An 18,333-nucleotide genomic window follows, 5' to 3' on the forward strand; every position below is an offset into this window, starting at 1 on the left:
CCTAAAGTTGTCCCCTAAATAATTTGGCTTTCCCCCTAAATTATTTGGTTACCCGAATTTACAACAAATTCCCTTTAAATTCGACCTTTTTTCACATATTTTTATAATTGAACAATCAATTCTATTATTTTTTGATAGCTATTTTTAACTATTTGTAGAAGTTTACCTGCTTCTTCAAGTTCTTCATCATTTAAGTTTTCTTTTTCTCTTAAACATTCTGTTAAATTACAACTTGCTTGATATAAATCATCAAATCCCAAATTAACACTTGTTCCTTTCAAGGTATGAATAAAACGGAAGGCTTCTTTATAATCAGCTTTATTAAAAGCATCAATAAGATTATCAAATGTTTCATCATCTTTAAATTTCAATACAAATTTTCTAATAAATTCTTCATTAAGTAATCTTCTTTTAACATCTTCAAAGTTCCCACCAACTTGTTTGTAAAATTCTTCTAACTCCATAAACAACTCTCCTATAATATTTCTATATCTCCTAATACCCCTAAAGCTTCTTCACCATCATAAATAACTTGTACAGTTATTTTAACATCTTTAATTGTATTATTGATTTTAAGTTTTGTATTCATCGAAAACTTATCTTTTTCTTTTTCTAAATCAATAGCTTGTTGTATGAATACATTAAAATCATTATTAATAAATAGTTTTGTAACTTTTTCATTACTTAATGGATCTATAATTTTAGGTTCTATATTTAATAATAATGCATCTTTTTTAGATAATGTAAGTAATGGTGGTACAACTGAATATTCAAATTGAATATTATTAGATAATTCACTGTAAAATTTATATTTTGATTTTTCAAAATATAAATCTTGATAAAGTAAATTAGATAAATTAAGACCTTCATCTTTTAAATGTTCTTGTGTACGTTCTTCAAAATATTCATTATCTTCATAAAATTCATTAATTTTTAAATCATTTTGAATGTATGATTCAATATCCATTAAACATTCTATAAGTAAAGGATTAAAAACACCACATTTGCCTTTTTGAATCATTTTTAAAGCTTCTTCATGACTATAAGCCTCTTTATAAACACGTTTACTTGTTAAAGCATCATATGCATCAACAATTGAAACAACTTGTGCCGCAATAGGAATTTCTTCTCCTTTTAAACCATCTGGATAACCATTTCCATCATATCTTTCATGATGCCATCGACATATTTGATAACCATATTTTACAATTGGTTCATCATTATAAAATGGTAAACTATTTAACATCTTTGCACCGATGATAACATGTGATTTCATAACTTCCATCTCTTCTTTAGTAAGGGATGATGGTTTATTTAAGATTTCTTCTGGAATAGCAATCTTTCCTATATCATGTAAAGAAGAAGCCACTTCAATTGAAATCATATCATCTAAAGTTAAGGAATATTGATTTGTTTTCTTAACTAAAATATTTAATAACAATTTTGTAAGTTTTTTTATGTGTAATACATGTAAACCACTTTCTCCATTACGTGATTCAACGATATGACTTAAGATCATAATCATCATATCGTTATTTTTATATTTTTCATAGGTTTGTTTATTAATGATGGTTGTAAGTTTTTTTTGTCTTTTATAATGAGAAATAATATTATTAACTTTTTTTAAGACAACAGCAGATGAAAACGGTCTTGTAATATAACCTGATACCCCTAATTCATAGGCTTTTTCAATACTTTGATCATCTTTATCGATAGAAATAATCATCACTGCTATTTCATCAATTAAATGATTTTGATTCATATATTTTAAAACCTCAAAACCATCCATTTCAGGCATAACAAGATCTAATAAAACAAGCGCAATATTCTTATCAGCTTTCATATACTCTAAAGCTTCATAACCGTTTTTTGCTTCTATAACTGTATATTGATTTAATATTTCTGATAATATTTCACGATTAAATTTTGAATCATCAACAATCAGTATTTTCCCATTTTTATCCATCCTAATCACCCTCATTACACCTTATTAATTTTAAATAAATATTTTCCCCAGATAAAATCGTATATCTTCTACTTAATTTATTATACCACTTTAATCCCTTTTGATTTTGATATAATAAACTAATAAAGTGAGTAATAATATTAAGTTCAAATTCTTCTAACTCTATTTCACCATAAAAACTCTTTTCAAATAACTCACAAACTCTTAAAAATTCTCCTTCATAAATGATACCCATCTTTTCTAAAGTATCATCCACTTTTAAAGAATCTAAACCTAAACGATAATCAATTCCATAAGATTTTAAATACATTTCCATCAATCCATATAAATACTTCACTTTTCGAGTAACCGAAGCTCGATGATAAGCATGTTTAATTCCAATATTTAAGAATAATCTTCTAATTTCCAAGTAGATCCAAACAATAAATAAAATAACACATCCAATTGTAAAAACACCCATTACAAGTGATTCCATACTTTCAATACCACTAACAATGTTATAAATCATTCCACCATTTTGACCATCATTAACACCTTGAGAATCCTTATGTCCCTTTTCAATATTTACTTGACTATTATCTCCTTGTGGAGTAGCAACCATATTCATCAGTGTATAAACATCATAATAATATCCCGGTGTTACATCTATTGGTAACCATCCCATACCATCAAAATAAACTTCTACCCAAGCATGACCATCTTTTGATGTAAGAGTAGCATTCCCTTCTTCATCAATAGCGTCACTTTTTAATAAATATCCTTCAACATATCTTGCTGGAATATTATAATGGTGAAAAGCTTCTACTGCTGCTGAAGCAAATAAAACATCATTTCCTGAAATCTTTTGATTTAAAAAACCTTCAAGAACATTTTCACTTTGAGTATTTGTTTTTTCATCATATTTCATATATTTAGTAAGTGTATCTCTAATATGTTGTGAAATTGAATAAATACCTGTATTTTCAAATTCATCTTGATCAAATAAATGAGCAATCGTTTTTTCTAATCCCTGATCAACTGTCTGATAATTTTCATAAACAAATTGTCGATAAACAGCTTCTGTATCTAAATATTTCTTTTGAGATTTATTTGGTTGGTTAAGCCAGTTACTTCCTGTCATCAATTCACTTGGTGAGACAGAAGATGTTTCTGTATAACTATAATTCTTTGTTCCAAAGAGAGCATTTGACTTTAAATTAAGATCTTTTTGAATCAATGATGATGAAACATCTTTTTTAGAAACAGAATAAGGTGTATAGAGATATTTTTTATTAGCTCCTGTATTATTAATTTCTACTTTTTGAGATGTATCATCTAATTGAGATAATTTTTCATAAAGACTATATTGATAAGATGAAGAAAAATTCTTGTTTTCTAACCATTTCAACATTCCTTCATGTTTTCCATTATAACTTGCTCTTTTTAAATCTTGCCATTGATTATTTTGTAAAGTACTCCCTACAAACCCCTTTAAATACAAATTCTTTCTTTGTGAAACAGCTAATTGTAGACGTTCTTCTTCATTTTCATGAATTATAGATGCTTGCTTTAAATTACCTTGTGGAAGATTATCTTTACCATATCGAAGATCTTCTACTTGTTGTAAGACTTCTTTTTTTATTTGTTGTAAAGATAAATTATCTTGATAACCAGGTAACGCTACAGCCACAAAAATAATTGAAATAATCACAAGCCATTGAACTGTTTTTGAATTGATCACTTTATTTTGGTAATACATCCAAATCATCAAAAGAGTGATTATACAAAGTGATCCCCCAATAAAAGAAAAACGATCAATCCATAAAGTAAAGGCAAAAACAATGGAAAAGATAAGAATAATACCCATCATTTTTTCTTTTTTTATCGAACGATAAATAAAATAAGTAATAAATAGAATAACAACCAAACTAAAAGCTTGTATATGACTTGTTGTAATAGCTTTAGTCATCATCAGATTTCTAGCATCATCAAATTGAACATTATACCATTGAATACAATAATTTATAATTCCCCAAAAGCCATAATAAAAACTTTGAAATGAATAAATAATCCCAATAATAAAAGTCATCACTATAGGAAAAATAATCTCTTTTGTTTTTGTTTTATAAGATAAAAGATTTACTCCTATTAAAACAAATAAACTGACAATAATTTCTAACAACCATGAACTTTCTACGATACTATGATAAAAGCACAAAAAACTAATCACTAATACAAATGAATAAAGGAGGGTCGTACTTAAAGAAATAATTTTATTTTTTTCCATTTTTGACCTCCTTATATTTCAAAACGATATGTATTTTCATCAATTAAATCAACAGGTAATTCATATAATTGATTTTGATGATGTTTTGTTGTTTGTACTTTTTCAAGATGATCTTTTACAGTGATTGCACTAACACTTAAAAAATCATTTAATTTTGAAATTTCTTCATTGAAATTTCCTGCTGTAACATAAATCATTTTTGTAAAAATCAAATCTAACTGTTCACTCATAAAAAGATGTAATGCATCTCCGTTTTGTAAAGAAACACCTTTATAAAACCATTGTTCTAATGTCGTATAGTAATCTTGAACATTATTCATTTCTAACCAATAAAAACTTCCATGATCATAAAGTGCTACATAATGACCTATATTTTTAAGTAATAATTCTTCTGACATACTCATTGCAAAAGATAATGCTTTTGATAAAACCTTTTTATCAACTTCTTCATTTTGATCATTTAAACCAATATCTACAAGTAATACAATTTCGAAGCTACTATGATGTGTTCCTTCTTTTAAAAGCATCTGTTGCATTTTAGCACTCAATTTCCAATGAACATGTCGTATATCATCACCAGGATAATATGTCTTTAAATCATAAATTTCAGACATATCCAACCCTTTTCTATATTGATACTGGAGTAGTCCATTTTCATAAGGTTTAGAAAGTTCATTATACAATAGATTCATCTCGATTTTACTAGGATACACTATCATATGATGTTTTTGGTTTTGATGTAAAGAAACTCTACAAAAACCAAATACATCATATAAATAAATATTTTCATAAGAAAATGTTACTTCTCCACAATATGTTGCTGTATATTGATGTTCTTTCTTCGAATATTTCATTCCTAAAGGAATAAATATTCTTTTTCTAATTTGACTTTGTAACGTATTGTTTTCATAAACAAAATCATACTCTATTCTTCCAGAAACAAGTAATCTATATTGACTTGTTATTTCAGATACAAAAGATAAACGTTTTCCTACTTCTCCTTGTTTTTGTCCATGAAGATCAAGTTGAATATAACGTGCTTCTAATTTCAACAAAATGAAAAGCATAAGAGGAAATAAAATACTTATTGCCCAAATAACTAAAAAGTAGAAATAAGTCGAATAAATATATGCAATAAAAATGAGAATATTGATAACTGCATAAACAAAATATTTATTTTTCATAATCTAATCAGCCAATGGTGGTTTCACTTCCACTAAAATTTCTTTTAAAATATCTCTGGCATCTAATCCTTCTACCCTTGCTTGTGGACGTAAAATCAAACGATGTGCACAAACATCTAAAAAAACATCTTGTACATCTTCTGGAATAACATAGATACGATCTTCTAATACGGCATGTGCTTTAGCCATTTGTACAAGTGCTAAAACCCCACGAGGAGAAACTCCTAATTCAATAAGGGGCATTTCTCTTGTTTTTTCACATAATAAGACAATATATTTTAAAACATCATCACTGATACGTACAGATGATAAATAGTTTTGTACTTCTATAACATTTTCTTTTGAAGCAACTACTTTAATTTTATCAATTGGATTATCATATCGACGCGATTTAATAATCTCAATTTGTTTATCTAAATCAGGATATCCAATCGATAAACATACCATAAAACGGTCTAATTGAGATTCTGGTAAAGGTTGTGTCCCTGCTGAACCAATGGGGTTTTGTGTCGCTATTGAAATAAATGGATGAGGTAAATCATAAGTAACACCATCAACTGTCACATTATGTTCTTCCATAGCTTCTAATAAAGCAGCTTGTGTTTTTGGTGATGTACGGTTAATTTCATCTGCTAAAAGTAAATTACTAAAAACAGCCCCTGGTCTAAATTCAAATTTTTGAGTTTCATTATTTAACATTGTAAAACCAACAATATCAGAAGGTAAGGTATCTGTTGTAAACTGAATTCTTTTATAATCCAAACCTAAAGCTTTAGAAAAAGCTAACGCCAATGTTGTTTTCCCCGTACCAGGAGTATCATTTAATAAAATATGTCCTCCAGCATAAATTGTCATTAATACTTTTTTAATTATTTCATCCTTACCAATGAATACTTTTGATATTTCATCAATAATATGTTGTGATTGCTCAATTATCATTTTCTTCTCCCTCGTTTTCTAAAGCCTCTTGTTGATTGTTATTTGAATCATCTTGTTCTTGATTATTCTCTGTCTGTATTTCTTGTGAATCATCTTTTGTTTGAGTATCAGGCTCTTCTATTTGATTATCTAAATTTTGATTTTCGTTTATTTCAGGTACCACATAATTTAATAATGCTGCAACCTTCTTTTCTGCTTCTTTAATTTCATTTTCATGAATTTGAGCATCTGATATTTCATATCCTGCAAAACTATATTTCCAATTATCTATGTATGTTTGTTCTAAACCTGTCGCATCACCTGAAAGTGTAACATGAAAATCATCTGCTAAATCTTGACCAAATTCAAAGCCATTTCCATCACCATAATAATAAAGTAAGATAGGTGTAGCATTTTGGAAAACAACTTCCTTTAGAGTACTTCCAAAATTATTTGTCCAAAGCCGTGCTGGATACTCTGCATTATTCCCATAAACTTTTGGAAATGTCACTTTTGTAAGACTCGTACCACTAAATGCAGCCATTCCTATTGGACCTAAGCCATCTGGCAAAGTAAGTTCACCTTCTAATTTTGTTTCATAAAAAGCATAATCATCAATCCAATACATATCATCTGTCATATTTAATTGAATCGATGTAATAGGAACACTCTCGAAAGCATTCATACAAATCTCAAAGGTACCTTCTTTCGTAGCAACAGCTCCACTAATATCTGTTGTTGCACTAATTAAATAAAATTCATTATCCACTGTAATTGTATTTCCATCTTGATCTGATCCTCTAGCATAACCATATAAGATAGCTCCACCATAAGATTCATCTAAAAAATAACTACTACTATATGTATTACCACCATAATATCCATCGCCATCATAAGGAACAAACATTTTTTGATTCGTTGATGGTAAATAATAATTTTCAAAATTTGCATTTTTAGCATTTAAGGCAATATAACGAAGATTAGGAAAGGACCCATCCGTTATTTCCAAAGCATTTTCTTGAATTGTAATCGTATCTGTATTAGCTGAGAAAATACCTTCTAAATCATCACAACCATAAAAAGCATAGCTATCAATTTGTACCACTTGTTTAGATAATTTTACAGATTTCAATCGTTTACAATTTGAAAAAGCATTTTTACCAATTTCAGTAATTATTACTCCTGGAATACTATCTTCATCAAAATAAACTAAATCACTTGGCGCATTTAATAAAATGGTTGCATGTGTACGATCTTGATAATACATTTCTAAATATTCAAAACCATCTTTTACATTTAATGATGAATCAGTTTCATTCAATAAAGCAAACTCTGTTGGTTCTAATAAATCACTCCATTTAGATTCATACAAATGATAATAATTTCTAGCAATACTAATTCCTTTAAGATTATCACTATCACTAAAAGTATCTTTATAAACACTTGGCATATCTTGAGTTAAAATCATCACATCTTCAACACCACTGTCTTTAAAAATTTGATGACCTAATTCAATATTTCCTCCTGTTAAAATAATCTGTGTAATATCACTATTTCCACTAAAAGCTTGATCAGCTATTTTTTCTACTGTTTCAGGAATAACAATTGTCCCACTTGCACTATCTAAAGTACTTACTAGTATCTTTTCATCATCACTAAAAACCAAATTATTACTTACTGTATAATCATAAGATTCATTATTTTCATTAACTATACTTGTTACAAAACTTCCATAACTCTTTTTAAAATAGTCTAAATAATATTGATCAGGTACGTGAACTGTTGAATCTGTAGGAATATTAGAAAAAGAATGGCTATCTATCAAACACTTACCTTCAAAATAAATATCATGAACATACCACGAAATAGAACTACTAATTGATGTAACTCCTTCAGGAATATAAATAGCATCAGCTATTGGTGTTTGAAGAATCACTGTTTGAGATTTATCCATTAATAATCCATCTTCATTTGAACTAAAATTAGGATTATTTTCATCAACGATATACTTTCCATATAAATCAGGTCCTGTCCAGCCATAACCAAAAGAAATATCATCAACGATCTCTGAAATATAAAAATCACCATTAAATTCTTTTCCAAAAATATCATTTAATTCTACTTTTTTTATACCATCTGGTACATGAATATCAGCATTTAAATCTCCAACATAATTGGTAAAAGCATATTCATAAATTGTCGCAAATATTGGTGAAAAAATCGTTTTATCTTGTAATTGAACAATATATTCCTCTGGTAAATCTACCATTTCTTGAGGAACAAGTGTAATTCTTCCTTTTTGAGTGATTGTGTAGTCAGATTGATCTTCAATAACACTACCATCTTCCTCTTTCCAGCCAATAAACATTTGTGTAGAATCTTGATATGTTGGAATTATTAAATTGTAATATTTTCGTAAATCTTCTGTTTCATTTTTCTTTAAATAAAAATATTTTATTTCTTGTTGATTATAGTCTTGTAAGGAAATACGTGCCTGATAATCAACTTTAAATTCATAAATATATTCTTGCCATGGACTTGATTCATTTAGTCTAAAATAAAATGATACTTTAAAGTTTTCTGTTGCATATTGAGGATAAGAACCTATTTTAAAATTATCATTATAATTTTCTATTCTATAAAGTGTTGGATAGCTATCCCCCTCTTTCCTTTCTGAAACCATCACAACCATATTACAAAGTAATTTCCATGGAGTGATCACACAACCATCATAGAGCATTGTAAGATTGTCAAGATATAAATCTTCTGCAGCCATAAAATGGATATTGTATTTTGCATTTTCTTTTTGTTCAATTCCTGTATTTGGCAAAGAAATGGCATCTTTATAAATCTCATTATTCGATAAATCTGGTAGCGTTGGTTCTGGATCTGGATCAACAATCGGTGTTGTTTCATGATTTGTGTTTTTATTTACTTCATCATTAGCGATGCCTGAACTTGCATCTCCTGTAGCAATAGGCATTCCTGTTCCGGGAATGACAACAGTTGCATTTCCATTATTTGTTGTTCCATTTGGATTAACACCTATCGTATTGCCACCATTTGTCCCCATACCTGTTTGTCCATAAATTTTTGTCGGATCCACTCTTCCTTGATTTTTAAATAAATAAGGAGAATTATTAAAATTTGTTTGTGAAATTTTATCTAATGCTTGTTGATTTTCATTAAGATATTGACTTTCATCTTGATTTTGATTTGTGTTTGTTTGTTGATTTTGATTTGAAAAAACAACTTGATTATTTTTCAAATCTAAAGCTTGTGATTGTGGTGAGAAGATTGAACTATTTTGGTAAAGTTGATAAGCAGAAATCGCACATGAAAAAGAAACAACCGTCACAACCACAGCTTTTCCTAAATACGGTACTGATAATTTAAATGTCTTTTTCATTATGCATCTCTCCTTGAAAAATATTCACTTAATTCTTTTTCCATTACATCAAAATCAATAGGCTTTGAAAAATGTCCATCCATTCCCATCTCTTTAGAATAGCGTTTATTTTCTACATATGCATCAGCAGATAAAGCAAAGATAGGAATTGCTTTACCCGATTCCATCGTTCTTATAATTTGCGTTGCTTCATAGCCATCCATTTGCGGCATTTGTATATCCATTAAAATCAAATCATAATAATTTTTAGCATGCTTCTTAAATGTATCAACTGCTTCTTGTCCATTTTCTACACGTTCGACAAACGCTCCTTTAGAATTTAATACACTCATACAAATCTCTGCATTAATTTCATTATCTTCAGCAAGCAATATACGCTTTTTCTCAAAACTAAATTGTTCAACAACAACTTCTTTTTCATCTTCATATTCTTGACTTGGAGCAACTGGTAAATTTAAAAAGACTGTAAAATCGGTTCCTTTACCTTCAAGACTATCAACAACTATTTCTCCACCCATCAATTTAACAAGCTGATCTGTAATAGCCATTCCAAGTCCACTACCACCATACTTTTTAGAAATTTCAACTCCTTCTTGTTCAAACGGTCTGAATATATGACTTAAAAACTCTCTTGACATTCCTTTACCTGTATCATGAACACGCATCATAATATTTGCAACCTTATCTTCTTTATACATTTGTCTAAATGTTACTGTAATTTCACCATTATCAGTAAACTTACTAGCATTGGATAATAGATTAACAAGTATTTGCATAATACGTAATTCATCCCCCATAAAATATTTTACATCAAAATCAAAATAATCGATTTTAAATAAAACATTTTTCTTTTCAATTGTTTCTTTAAAAATATTATTTAATTGTGCTTTTAAATGATAAATATTAAATGGTTTACTCTCTAATTCTAATTTTCCTGCTTTCATTCTTGACATATCCAAGACTTCATTGATGAGTGAAAGCAAATACTTAGAAATATCTTCTGCTTGTTGTAAATAGTAGCTTCCTTGTTTAGCATCTTGTTTTGATTGTCTGGCTAATGTCAGCATCCCAATAATTCCATTCATAGGCGTTCTAATTTCATGTGACATTCTTGATAAAAATGAAGCTTTATATTCACTTTCATTTTTAGTTGTTTCTATTTGTTGTAAATAATCTAATTCTTTTAAAACATCTTCACTATGGTCATAAAAAGCAAATAGATGATATTTTCCATGTTCTATTGCAGTAATTGTTAAAATAAACCATTTATTTTCATCCTTCATTTTAAAAGAATATTTAAAAGGTTCTTGTTGATTCCATTGCTTATATTCTTTTAAAAATTGTCGGTAAGTATCATCTTCTACAATTTCTTTTAAAACTTCTATATCAACTTGTATACGTTTTGGTAAAATATGAAATACTTCTTCAAAGTGAGAAGATAAAAATAATACTTTGTAATCTTTCTTTCTAACTAAGACATATACTTGACTTTGATCTTTATAAAAAATATTATTTAAAAACTCTTTTTGAGAAAAGCGAGGATTTTTATGTTTTTTATAAAAAAAAGCAATCGTATTTAATAAAATCACAAGACCAATTACTAAAATAATCAATAAAAAAATTGTCTGACTATTTTTTCCTATTGTTATAATGATTTTTTTCATATAAAAATCCTCCCTTTTAAATTTATATAGTCACCCACTTTTTTATTATAAGGACAATCTCAAACTTATGCAAATTTTCATTTTCTGTTCATATAAAAAATATATACTTTTTAAGAGGTGATTTTATGTTTTCAAATGACAATGAATTAAAAAAATACTTTTATTTAATAAGTTATGCAGGTATTATCTTAGCTATTATTTTAAATTTATCGTCTGTTTTTAGTTTTATTCAATATCTTTGGCAATTAATTATTCCTTTTATAGTTGGTTTTTGTATTGCTTTTATTTTAAATATTATTACAAATCAATTAGAAAAAAGTTTATTAAAAAATGTAAGAAATAAAAGAATGATTTCATTTATTTTAACTCTTATTTTATTTGTTAGTTTTTTATTACTTATTTGTTTTATCATTGGACCCGAACTAATCCATTCTCTTAAAGAAATTGTTAAATTGGCACCTAATGCTTATGATCAATTACTTATTTTCTTAAAAGAAAATAGAAATATAATGAATGGAAGTTTTAAAAATATCATCGATTCTATTATTTCTTTAGATCTTGACTTATCTGCTTTATATAAAACAATTATAAATAATTGGCAAAGTTTATTTCATTCTGGATTTTCTATTTTATCAAATACATTAAGTAGTTTATATACTTTCTTTATTGGTCTTGTCTTTTCAATTTATCTTCTTTTTTCTAAAGAAACATTATCTAGACAACTCAAAAAGACAACAATTGCTTTTATTGGAAAAGATAAAACTGAAAAAGTTTGTAAAATCATTCAGTTATCAGGTGATACTTTTACAAGTTTTATTACATGTCAATGTTTAGAAGCTTGTATTCTTGGAAGTATGTTTATTGTTACAATGGGTATTTTAAAAATGCCTTACGCTATGTTGATGGGAGTAGTTATTGCGATAACTGCATTGATTCCTGTTTTTGGAGCATTTATTGGATGTTTTATAGGAATTATTATGATTGGTATTGTAAATCCAATCCAAGCTATTGAATTTATTGTTTTATTTTTAGTTCTACAACAAATTGAAGGTAACTTTATTTATCCTCATGTTGTAGGAAATTCTGTAGGTCTTCCTTCTATTTGGGTCTTTGTAGCTGTAATCATAGGTGGAAATTTAATGGGTATCATGGGAATGTTTTTATTTATTCCTTTAACATCTATTTTCTATACTTTATTTAAAACTTATGTTAAAGATCAATTAAAAAAACAAACATCTTAATACAAAAAGCCAAGACTCTCATCGTCTTGGCTAATGGATAAGATGTAAAATATCATCTTCATTACTAATATCAAATATATGTTCAACAAGCATATTAAGTTGTTGAGAATTGAATTTATCGATTTTCATCATTAATTCTTTTAGATCCTTCATATAATCCTTGCACTGCTTCTACAAGATATCTTACTTGTGAATTTTTAATCTTTGTTGTATCTATTTCTTTAATATCTACAAAAAAGTATTTCCAATCATTATAATATTTTTCCATACTTTTTGATTTATCCATCATCTCTTGTAGTCTTTGGGGTGCCTTCCAAAAAGAAGAACCTGCATAAAAGACAATCATAATATTAGGCATCAATTTTTTACGTCCACTGATCAATTGATTATAATAATCCAACATTTCATATATTCTTGTTCTAACAACCATCTTTTGATCAATTGTACTTTGATATTCAACTCCCAACACATGCTAGACTCCTTTATGAAGTATCTTTTTAGTAATATCTCGATATCTTTTGATATTTTTAAAATATTTAAACCTTTTTAAGCTACATTATTTTAAATAAAAAAAGAAAAACTAAACCTTACGATTTAGTCTATATCTTCTACTATTTTATTAACGATATCCGTTAGTGTTCCATCATTTTTTACATGATAGTGGCAACTATCTAAATAAAGTTGATGTCTTTCATCAAATAATTGATAAAGTTTTTCTGGTCCATCTTTTAATAATGGTCGATGAGCTGTTTCTACATCTGTTACAATATTATCTACAGGTCGATCAATATAGAAAACAGTACCCGCTTGTTTTAAAACGTCTCTATTTTCTTTTCTTTTGATGACTCCCCCACCTGTAGAAATAATATAGCCGTCAAGCTTTGCCATATCTAAACATGCTTCACTTTCTCTGTCCCTAAAATATTCCTCAGAGATGGCAAACATATCAGGTATTGTACATTGATATTTTTTTTCAATATATTTATCCATATCAATAACTGGCATCTTTAATTTTTCTGATAATAATTTGGAGATGGTTGTTTTACCACACCCCATGATTCCCACTAATATAATATTTTTCATTTTTACGCCCTTTTATAATTTCCCAATACTTTTAACGTTGTACTATTTGCTTTCATTTTATTAATAGCACGTTGAATTCTTTCTTCATGCATATTTCCTTCAAAATCAATATAGAAATAATATTGCCAATATTGTGTTTCAATTGGTCTTGATTCAATACGATCCATATTAATTTGACTTTGTTTAATTGTTTGTAACATGTTATCTAAAGCTCCAACTTGATGAGGTAATGTAAAGATAACAGAAACTTTGTCACTTTCTTTTGGACAAATAAGTTCTTTAGAAATCACCATAAAACGTGTTCTATTGTTTTTCTTATTTTGTACATTTTCTTTTAACATTTCTAAACCATAAAGTTTACACGCAAGTGGTGATGCAATGGCTGCTTTAGTTGGATCTTTTGAATCCATTACATATTTAGCAGCCATGGCTGTATCTTGAAATGGTCTTTGTTCAATATAACGATGTTGATATAAAAATTCACTTGATTGTGCTAATCCTTGTGGATGTGAGTAAACTTGTCTGATATCCTCAATCTTTGTCCCTGGAAGTGCCATTAAACATTGACTGACATTAACTGCAGTTTCTCCTACAATATAGAAACCATATTTTCTAATTAAATCATAGTTATCATTAATTGAACCTGTTAAACTATTTTCAATTGGTAAAACACCATAATCAATTTCACCATTTTCTAAAGCCACATAAACATCTTCGAAGTCTCTATAACCAATATTCTTTGTTCCCTCACCAAAGAAATTTTCAACAGCACTTTGTGAAAAAGCACCTGCAATTCCTTGATAACCTACAACAGGATCTTTTTTAAAGTCTGTTTTAATATTTTTATCTAATTCAAGTGGTAATAAATCTGATTGATAAGATTTAGAAACTGTCATCATTTCTTGAATAAAACATCTTGCATATTCTTTTAATTGATCATTATTTAAACGATTTAAGTTCTTTTCAATAACTTCTCTTTCTCTTTCAGGTTGGAAAATTTCTAAATGATTTTCAATTTTATATTCAACGACACTTTTTGAAAGAGCCATACGTTTTTCAAAAAGTTCCATTAATTGTTGATCAATTGCATCTATTTCAATTCGGCATTGTTTTAAATCTTTCATACTTATTCCCTCATCATATCAAGTATTCCTAAAGCCATCATTGCTTCTACAACAACAACTGCTCTTTGTACAATACAAGGATCATGTCTTCCTTTTATTTCTAATTCTACATTTTCTTTTGTTTCAATATTAATCGTCTTTTGTTTTTTAGCAATCGAAGGTGTAGGTTTAAAAGTAACCGTACAACTTACAGGCATACCATTTGTAATACCACCAGTAATGCCACCATTATGATTTGTAGAAGTTCTTACATTTCCTTCTTCATCATAATAATAACAATCATTGGCTTCACTCCCTAACATCTCATCAATACTTTCTCCATCGCCAAAAGAAACACTTTTAACGGCTGGAATTGAAAACATCAATGAAGATAAATGACTTTCTAAAGAATCAAAGAAAGGTTCACCTACTCCAGCAGGAACATGTAAAGCAACACATTCAATTTTTCCACCAACACTATCTAAATTTTCTTTCGCTTTTAAAATCGTTTCTTCCATTTTTTCAAAAACATCCTCTTTAATTGTTGGATATTGTTTTTCACTTAATTTTAAAAGCATTTCATCATCTACATTTACAGGGAACTTTTCATCTTTGATTTTTCCAATTGATAAAATATGTGCTCCTACAATAATTCCTTTTTGTTTTAAAATCTGTTTAGCAATATTTCCCGCAAAAACGATTGGGGCTGTAATTCTTCCAGAAAAATGACCACCCCCACGGACATCATTAAATCCTTTATATTTAATATAAGCTGGATAATCACTATGTCCTGGTCGCATATTTGTTTTAAGTAAAGAATAATCTTTAGAATGTTGATCACTATTATAGATGACTCCTGTAAGAGGTGCTCCTGTGGTAATGCCATCTTGTAACCCTGATAAAATTTCTACTTGATCTGCTTCTTTTCTAGCTGTCGACATTTTATTTTGTCCTGGTGCTCTTCTTTTCATATCACGCGAAACTTCATCTAAATCAATTTGAATACCGCTAGGAAGATTGCCAATGGTAATACCAATAGCTTTTCCATGGGATTCACCAAAAATTGTAAGTTCTATATTATTTTTATAAGTTGCCCCCATCGATTTTTCCTCCTAACATCTCGAAATCTTCCCAAAAACTTGGATAAGATTTTTTAACACATTCTTTATTATCAATAATGACTGGTTCCTTACACACTGTTGAAGCAATCGCTAGCATCATCGCCATACGATGATCATCATGACTTGATACATTTCCACCTGTTAAAGTTTCTACACCATCTAATTCCATAGAAGATTCATGTTCAACTGCATGTGCTTTTAGTTTATTCAATTCTTCAACTGTTGCTTGAAGACGATCACATTCTTTAATACGTAAACGTCCGGCATTGATGACTTCACTATGTCCACTTGCAAGTGCTAATGCAAGAGAAACAACTGGAATAACATCAGGGCATTGACTCGCATCCACAGTTGTTGCTTTTAAACCATGACTCACCACTTTAATTCCTTCATCATTTTCCACGATTTCACAATTCATTTGTTTTAAAAAATCAATTGTTGCTTTATCACCTTGTAAAGAATCTAAGTTTAAATCTAATAATGTAACATCATTTCCTAAAGCACCCGCTACTAAATAGAAAGCAGCTTGAGAAAAATCAGATTCCACACGATAATCTTTTGCCTTATATTCTTGTCTACCTCTTACAATAAATTGTTTATATTCATGATTCACAATTTCAATACCATAAAGTTTTAATACTTGTAATGTTAAATCAATATATCCTTTACTTTCAAGTGGTGTCGTAATTTCAATGATTGAATCAAATGATAATAAAGGTAAAGCAAATAATAAACCGGTAATAAATTGTGATGAAATATTACCTGGAATACGATATAAATCAGGTTTTAATTCACCCACAACATTTAAATCTAAAACATTTTCACGATATAAATAACCAATATTTTGTCTTTCAAAGATTTCATAATAGGTATCTAATGGTCTTTTCCCTAATTGTCCTCTTCCTATAAAACGTACTTTATTTTCTTTAGCAAGAGAAATAGGAACCATGAAGCGAAGCGTTGATCCTGATTCTTCACAATCAATTTGGACTCCTGGCATCGTATTATTTTTAGTAAATGTGTAATTACCATTAATAATAAGATAATCTTCATGTTGTTCAATAATTGTTCCAAGTGCTTCCATCGCACCAATTGTTGCTTTGATATCTTGAGAATATTCAATATGATCAATTCTTGAAATACCTTTAGCAAGACTGGCTGCAATGATTGCACGATGTGCTAATGATTTTGAAGGTGGAACAGATACTTTTCCTTTTAGTTTTGTAGGAATTAACTTAATTTGACTCATTTTATACCCTTTCTTTTTTTAATAAAAATTCTTGATTTGTTTGATAAACATAACTATCTCCTATTTCTTTTAATAAAACAACAGATAATGAATTATTAATATTCTTTTTATCTAAAGAAATAGCTTGAATAAGATTTTTTGTTTCAACTTGACATTCATATGGTAGATTGTATTTTTGTAAGATTTCTTTAATTTGCATGGAAGATCCTGTTTTTGTCAAATCTAGACTTTCAGCAAGTTTTGTAATTTGATACATTCCAATACCTACGGCTTCCCCATGAGAATATTTTTCATAGTGATAATATTGTTCTATGGCATGCGCATAGGTATGACCAAAGTTAAGTAATAAACGATCACCAAAATCAAATTGATCTTTTTCAACAACTTCTCTTTTGATGTTGACACAATTATATATGATTTCATCAATAAATTCATAGAGTTCTTCAAAATTTTGATAAGAATTTAATTGATCAAATAATTTTTTATCTTTAATACATCCATATTTAATGACTTCTCCCATGCCATCACTGATAAAATGTGGATCTAATGTCTTTAATGTACATGGATCAATCAAAACCATGGATGGATGATAGAAAGCTCCTACCAGGTTTTTCCCTTCAGGTAAATCAACCGCTACCTTTCCACCAACAGAACTATCCACTTGTGCAAGTAAAGAAGTAGGAATTTGGACAAGTTTTACTCCTCTCAAATAACTACTTGCGACAAATCCTGCCATATCCCCAATCACACCACCACCTAAAGCAATGATTAAATCCGTTCTTGTAAGTTTAAAATCTAAACATGCTTTATAAAGCGTTGGTAACATATCAAAACGTTTTGATTTTTCTCCATGAGGAACAACGACATGATTGACTTTAAAATCTTTTTCAAGATTTAAAGTCAAATCATCGCCATATAAAGGATAAACTTGATCATCGGAAATGATCATAATTTTCTTTCCTTTAAAGACTTCTTTTATTTTTTCATTTGCATGTTTTAAAATATTTTTTTCTATATAAATAGGATAACTATGTTCCTTTAAATTAACGATCATTTCCATTTCAGTCACCTTAAATTTCTTTACCAACAGCATCAGCAATTGGTTTTAATTCTTTCATCAATTGTTCAA

At 28.4% G+C, this 18,333-nt stretch carries 14 protein-coding genes; 1 reads left to right on the top strand and 13 read right to left on the bottom strand.

Annotated features, from left to right (window positions below; genetic code table 11):
• Positions 1-101 precede the first annotated feature (101 nt).
• The 7 genes from LJD32_RS12005 to LJD32_RS12035 are packed head-to-tail and all read right to left on the bottom strand — an operon-like array spanning position 102 to position 11,407.
• Complete coding sequence (locus tag LJD32_RS12005; protein ID WP_227392502.1) at positions 102-464, bottom strand: Hpt domain-containing protein; 363 nt, start codon at positions 462-464, stop codon at positions 102-104.
• An 11-nt stretch (positions 465-475) separates the two neighbouring features.
• The gene (locus LJD32_RS12010; RefSeq protein ID WP_227392503.1) at positions 476-1,966 is read right to left on the bottom strand and encodes an HD domain-containing phosphohydrolase; all 1,491 of its coding nucleotides are present in this window, start codon (positions 1,964-1,966) and stop codon (positions 476-478) included.
• Position 1,967: 1 nt separating this feature from the next.
• A complete protein-coding gene (locus LJD32_RS12015; RefSeq protein ID WP_227392504.1) occupies positions 1,968-4,232 on the bottom strand; it encodes a transglutaminase domain-containing protein in 2,265 nt (754 codons plus the stop codon).
• Positions 4,233-4,243: 11 nt separating this feature from the next.
• The gene (locus LJD32_RS12020; protein WP_227392505.1) at positions 4,244-5,416 is read right to left on the bottom strand and encodes a DUF58 domain-containing protein; all 1,173 of its coding nucleotides are present in this window, start codon (positions 5,414-5,416) and stop codon (positions 4,244-4,246) included.
• Between the two features lie 3 nt (positions 5,417-5,419).
• Complete coding sequence (locus LJD32_RS12025; RefSeq protein ID WP_147580764.1) at positions 5,420-6,355, bottom strand: AAA family ATPase; 936 nt, start codon at positions 6,353-6,355, stop codon at positions 5,420-5,422.
• Positions 6,345-9,743 (bottom strand): leucine-rich repeat protein, encoded by a 3,399-nt coding sequence (locus tag LJD32_RS12030; protein ID WP_227392506.1) that lies wholly within the window; start codon positions 9,741-9,743, stop codon positions 6,345-6,347. The genes LJD32_RS12025 and LJD32_RS12030 overlap by 11 nt, the downstream gene beginning before the upstream one ends.
• Complete coding sequence (locus LJD32_RS12035) at positions 9,743-11,407, bottom strand: ATP-binding protein (protein ID WP_227392507.1); 1,665 nt, start codon at positions 11,405-11,407, stop codon at positions 9,743-9,745. The genes LJD32_RS12030 and LJD32_RS12035 overlap by 1 nt, the downstream gene beginning before the upstream one ends.
• A gap of 125 nt (positions 11,408-11,532) precedes the next feature.
• Here LJD32_RS12035 and LJD32_RS12040 point away from each other — a divergent pair, with 125 nt between their 5' ends.
• Positions 11,533-12,648 (top strand): AI-2E family transporter, encoded by a 1,116-nt coding sequence (locus LJD32_RS12040; RefSeq protein WP_227392508.1) that lies wholly within the window; start codon positions 11,533-11,535, stop codon positions 12,646-12,648.
• A gap of 115 nt (positions 12,649-12,763) precedes the next feature.
• On the opposite strand, the gene LJD32_RS12045 is transcribed toward LJD32_RS12040, so the two are convergent.
• The 6 genes from LJD32_RS12045 to aroB all read right to left on the bottom strand — a co-directional run bounded on the left by LJD32_RS12045 (position 12,764) and on the right by aroB (position 18,264).
• Positions 12,764-13,117, bottom strand: a complete 354-nt coding sequence (locus tag LJD32_RS12045) for an Rpn family recombination-promoting nuclease/putative transposase (RefSeq protein ID WP_227392509.1) — start codon at positions 13,115-13,117, stop codon at positions 12,764-12,766.
• A 125-nt stretch (positions 13,118-13,242) separates the two neighbouring features.
• Positions 13,243-13,731: a shikimate kinase gene (locus LJD32_RS12050; RefSeq protein ID WP_119362921.1), complete on the bottom strand. Its 489-nt coding sequence runs from the start codon at positions 13,729-13,731 to the stop codon at positions 13,243-13,245.
• Between the two features lie 2 nt (positions 13,732-13,733).
• Entirely contained in the window at positions 13,734-14,855 is a 1,122-nt protein-coding gene (pheA, locus tag LJD32_RS12055; protein WP_227392510.1) for a prephenate dehydratase, read from the bottom strand.
• A 2-nt stretch (positions 14,856-14,857) separates the two neighbouring features.
• Positions 14,858-15,934: a chorismate synthase gene (gene aroC, locus LJD32_RS12060; RefSeq protein WP_175301979.1), complete on the bottom strand. Its 1,077-nt coding sequence runs from the start codon at positions 15,932-15,934 to the stop codon at positions 14,858-14,860.
• A complete protein-coding gene (aroA, locus tag LJD32_RS12065; protein ID WP_119362918.1) occupies positions 15,918-17,204 on the bottom strand; it encodes a 3-phosphoshikimate 1-carboxyvinyltransferase in 1,287 nt (428 codons plus the stop codon). Before aroA ends, aroC begins: the two co-directional genes overlap by 17 nt.
• Position 17,205: 1 nt before the next feature.
• Positions 17,206-18,264: a 3-dehydroquinate synthase gene (gene aroB, locus LJD32_RS12070; RefSeq protein WP_032091674.1), complete on the bottom strand. Its 1,059-nt coding sequence runs from the start codon at positions 18,262-18,264 to the stop codon at positions 17,206-17,208.
• Positions 18,265-18,333: the final 69 nt, after the last annotated feature.

Origin of the sequence: Faecalibacillus sp. TM498 (assembly GCF_020589955.1) — a bacterium.
Classification (GTDB): Bacteria; Bacillota_I; Bacilli_A; order Erysipelotrichales; family Coprobacillaceae; genus Faecalibacillus; species Faecalibacillus intestinalis.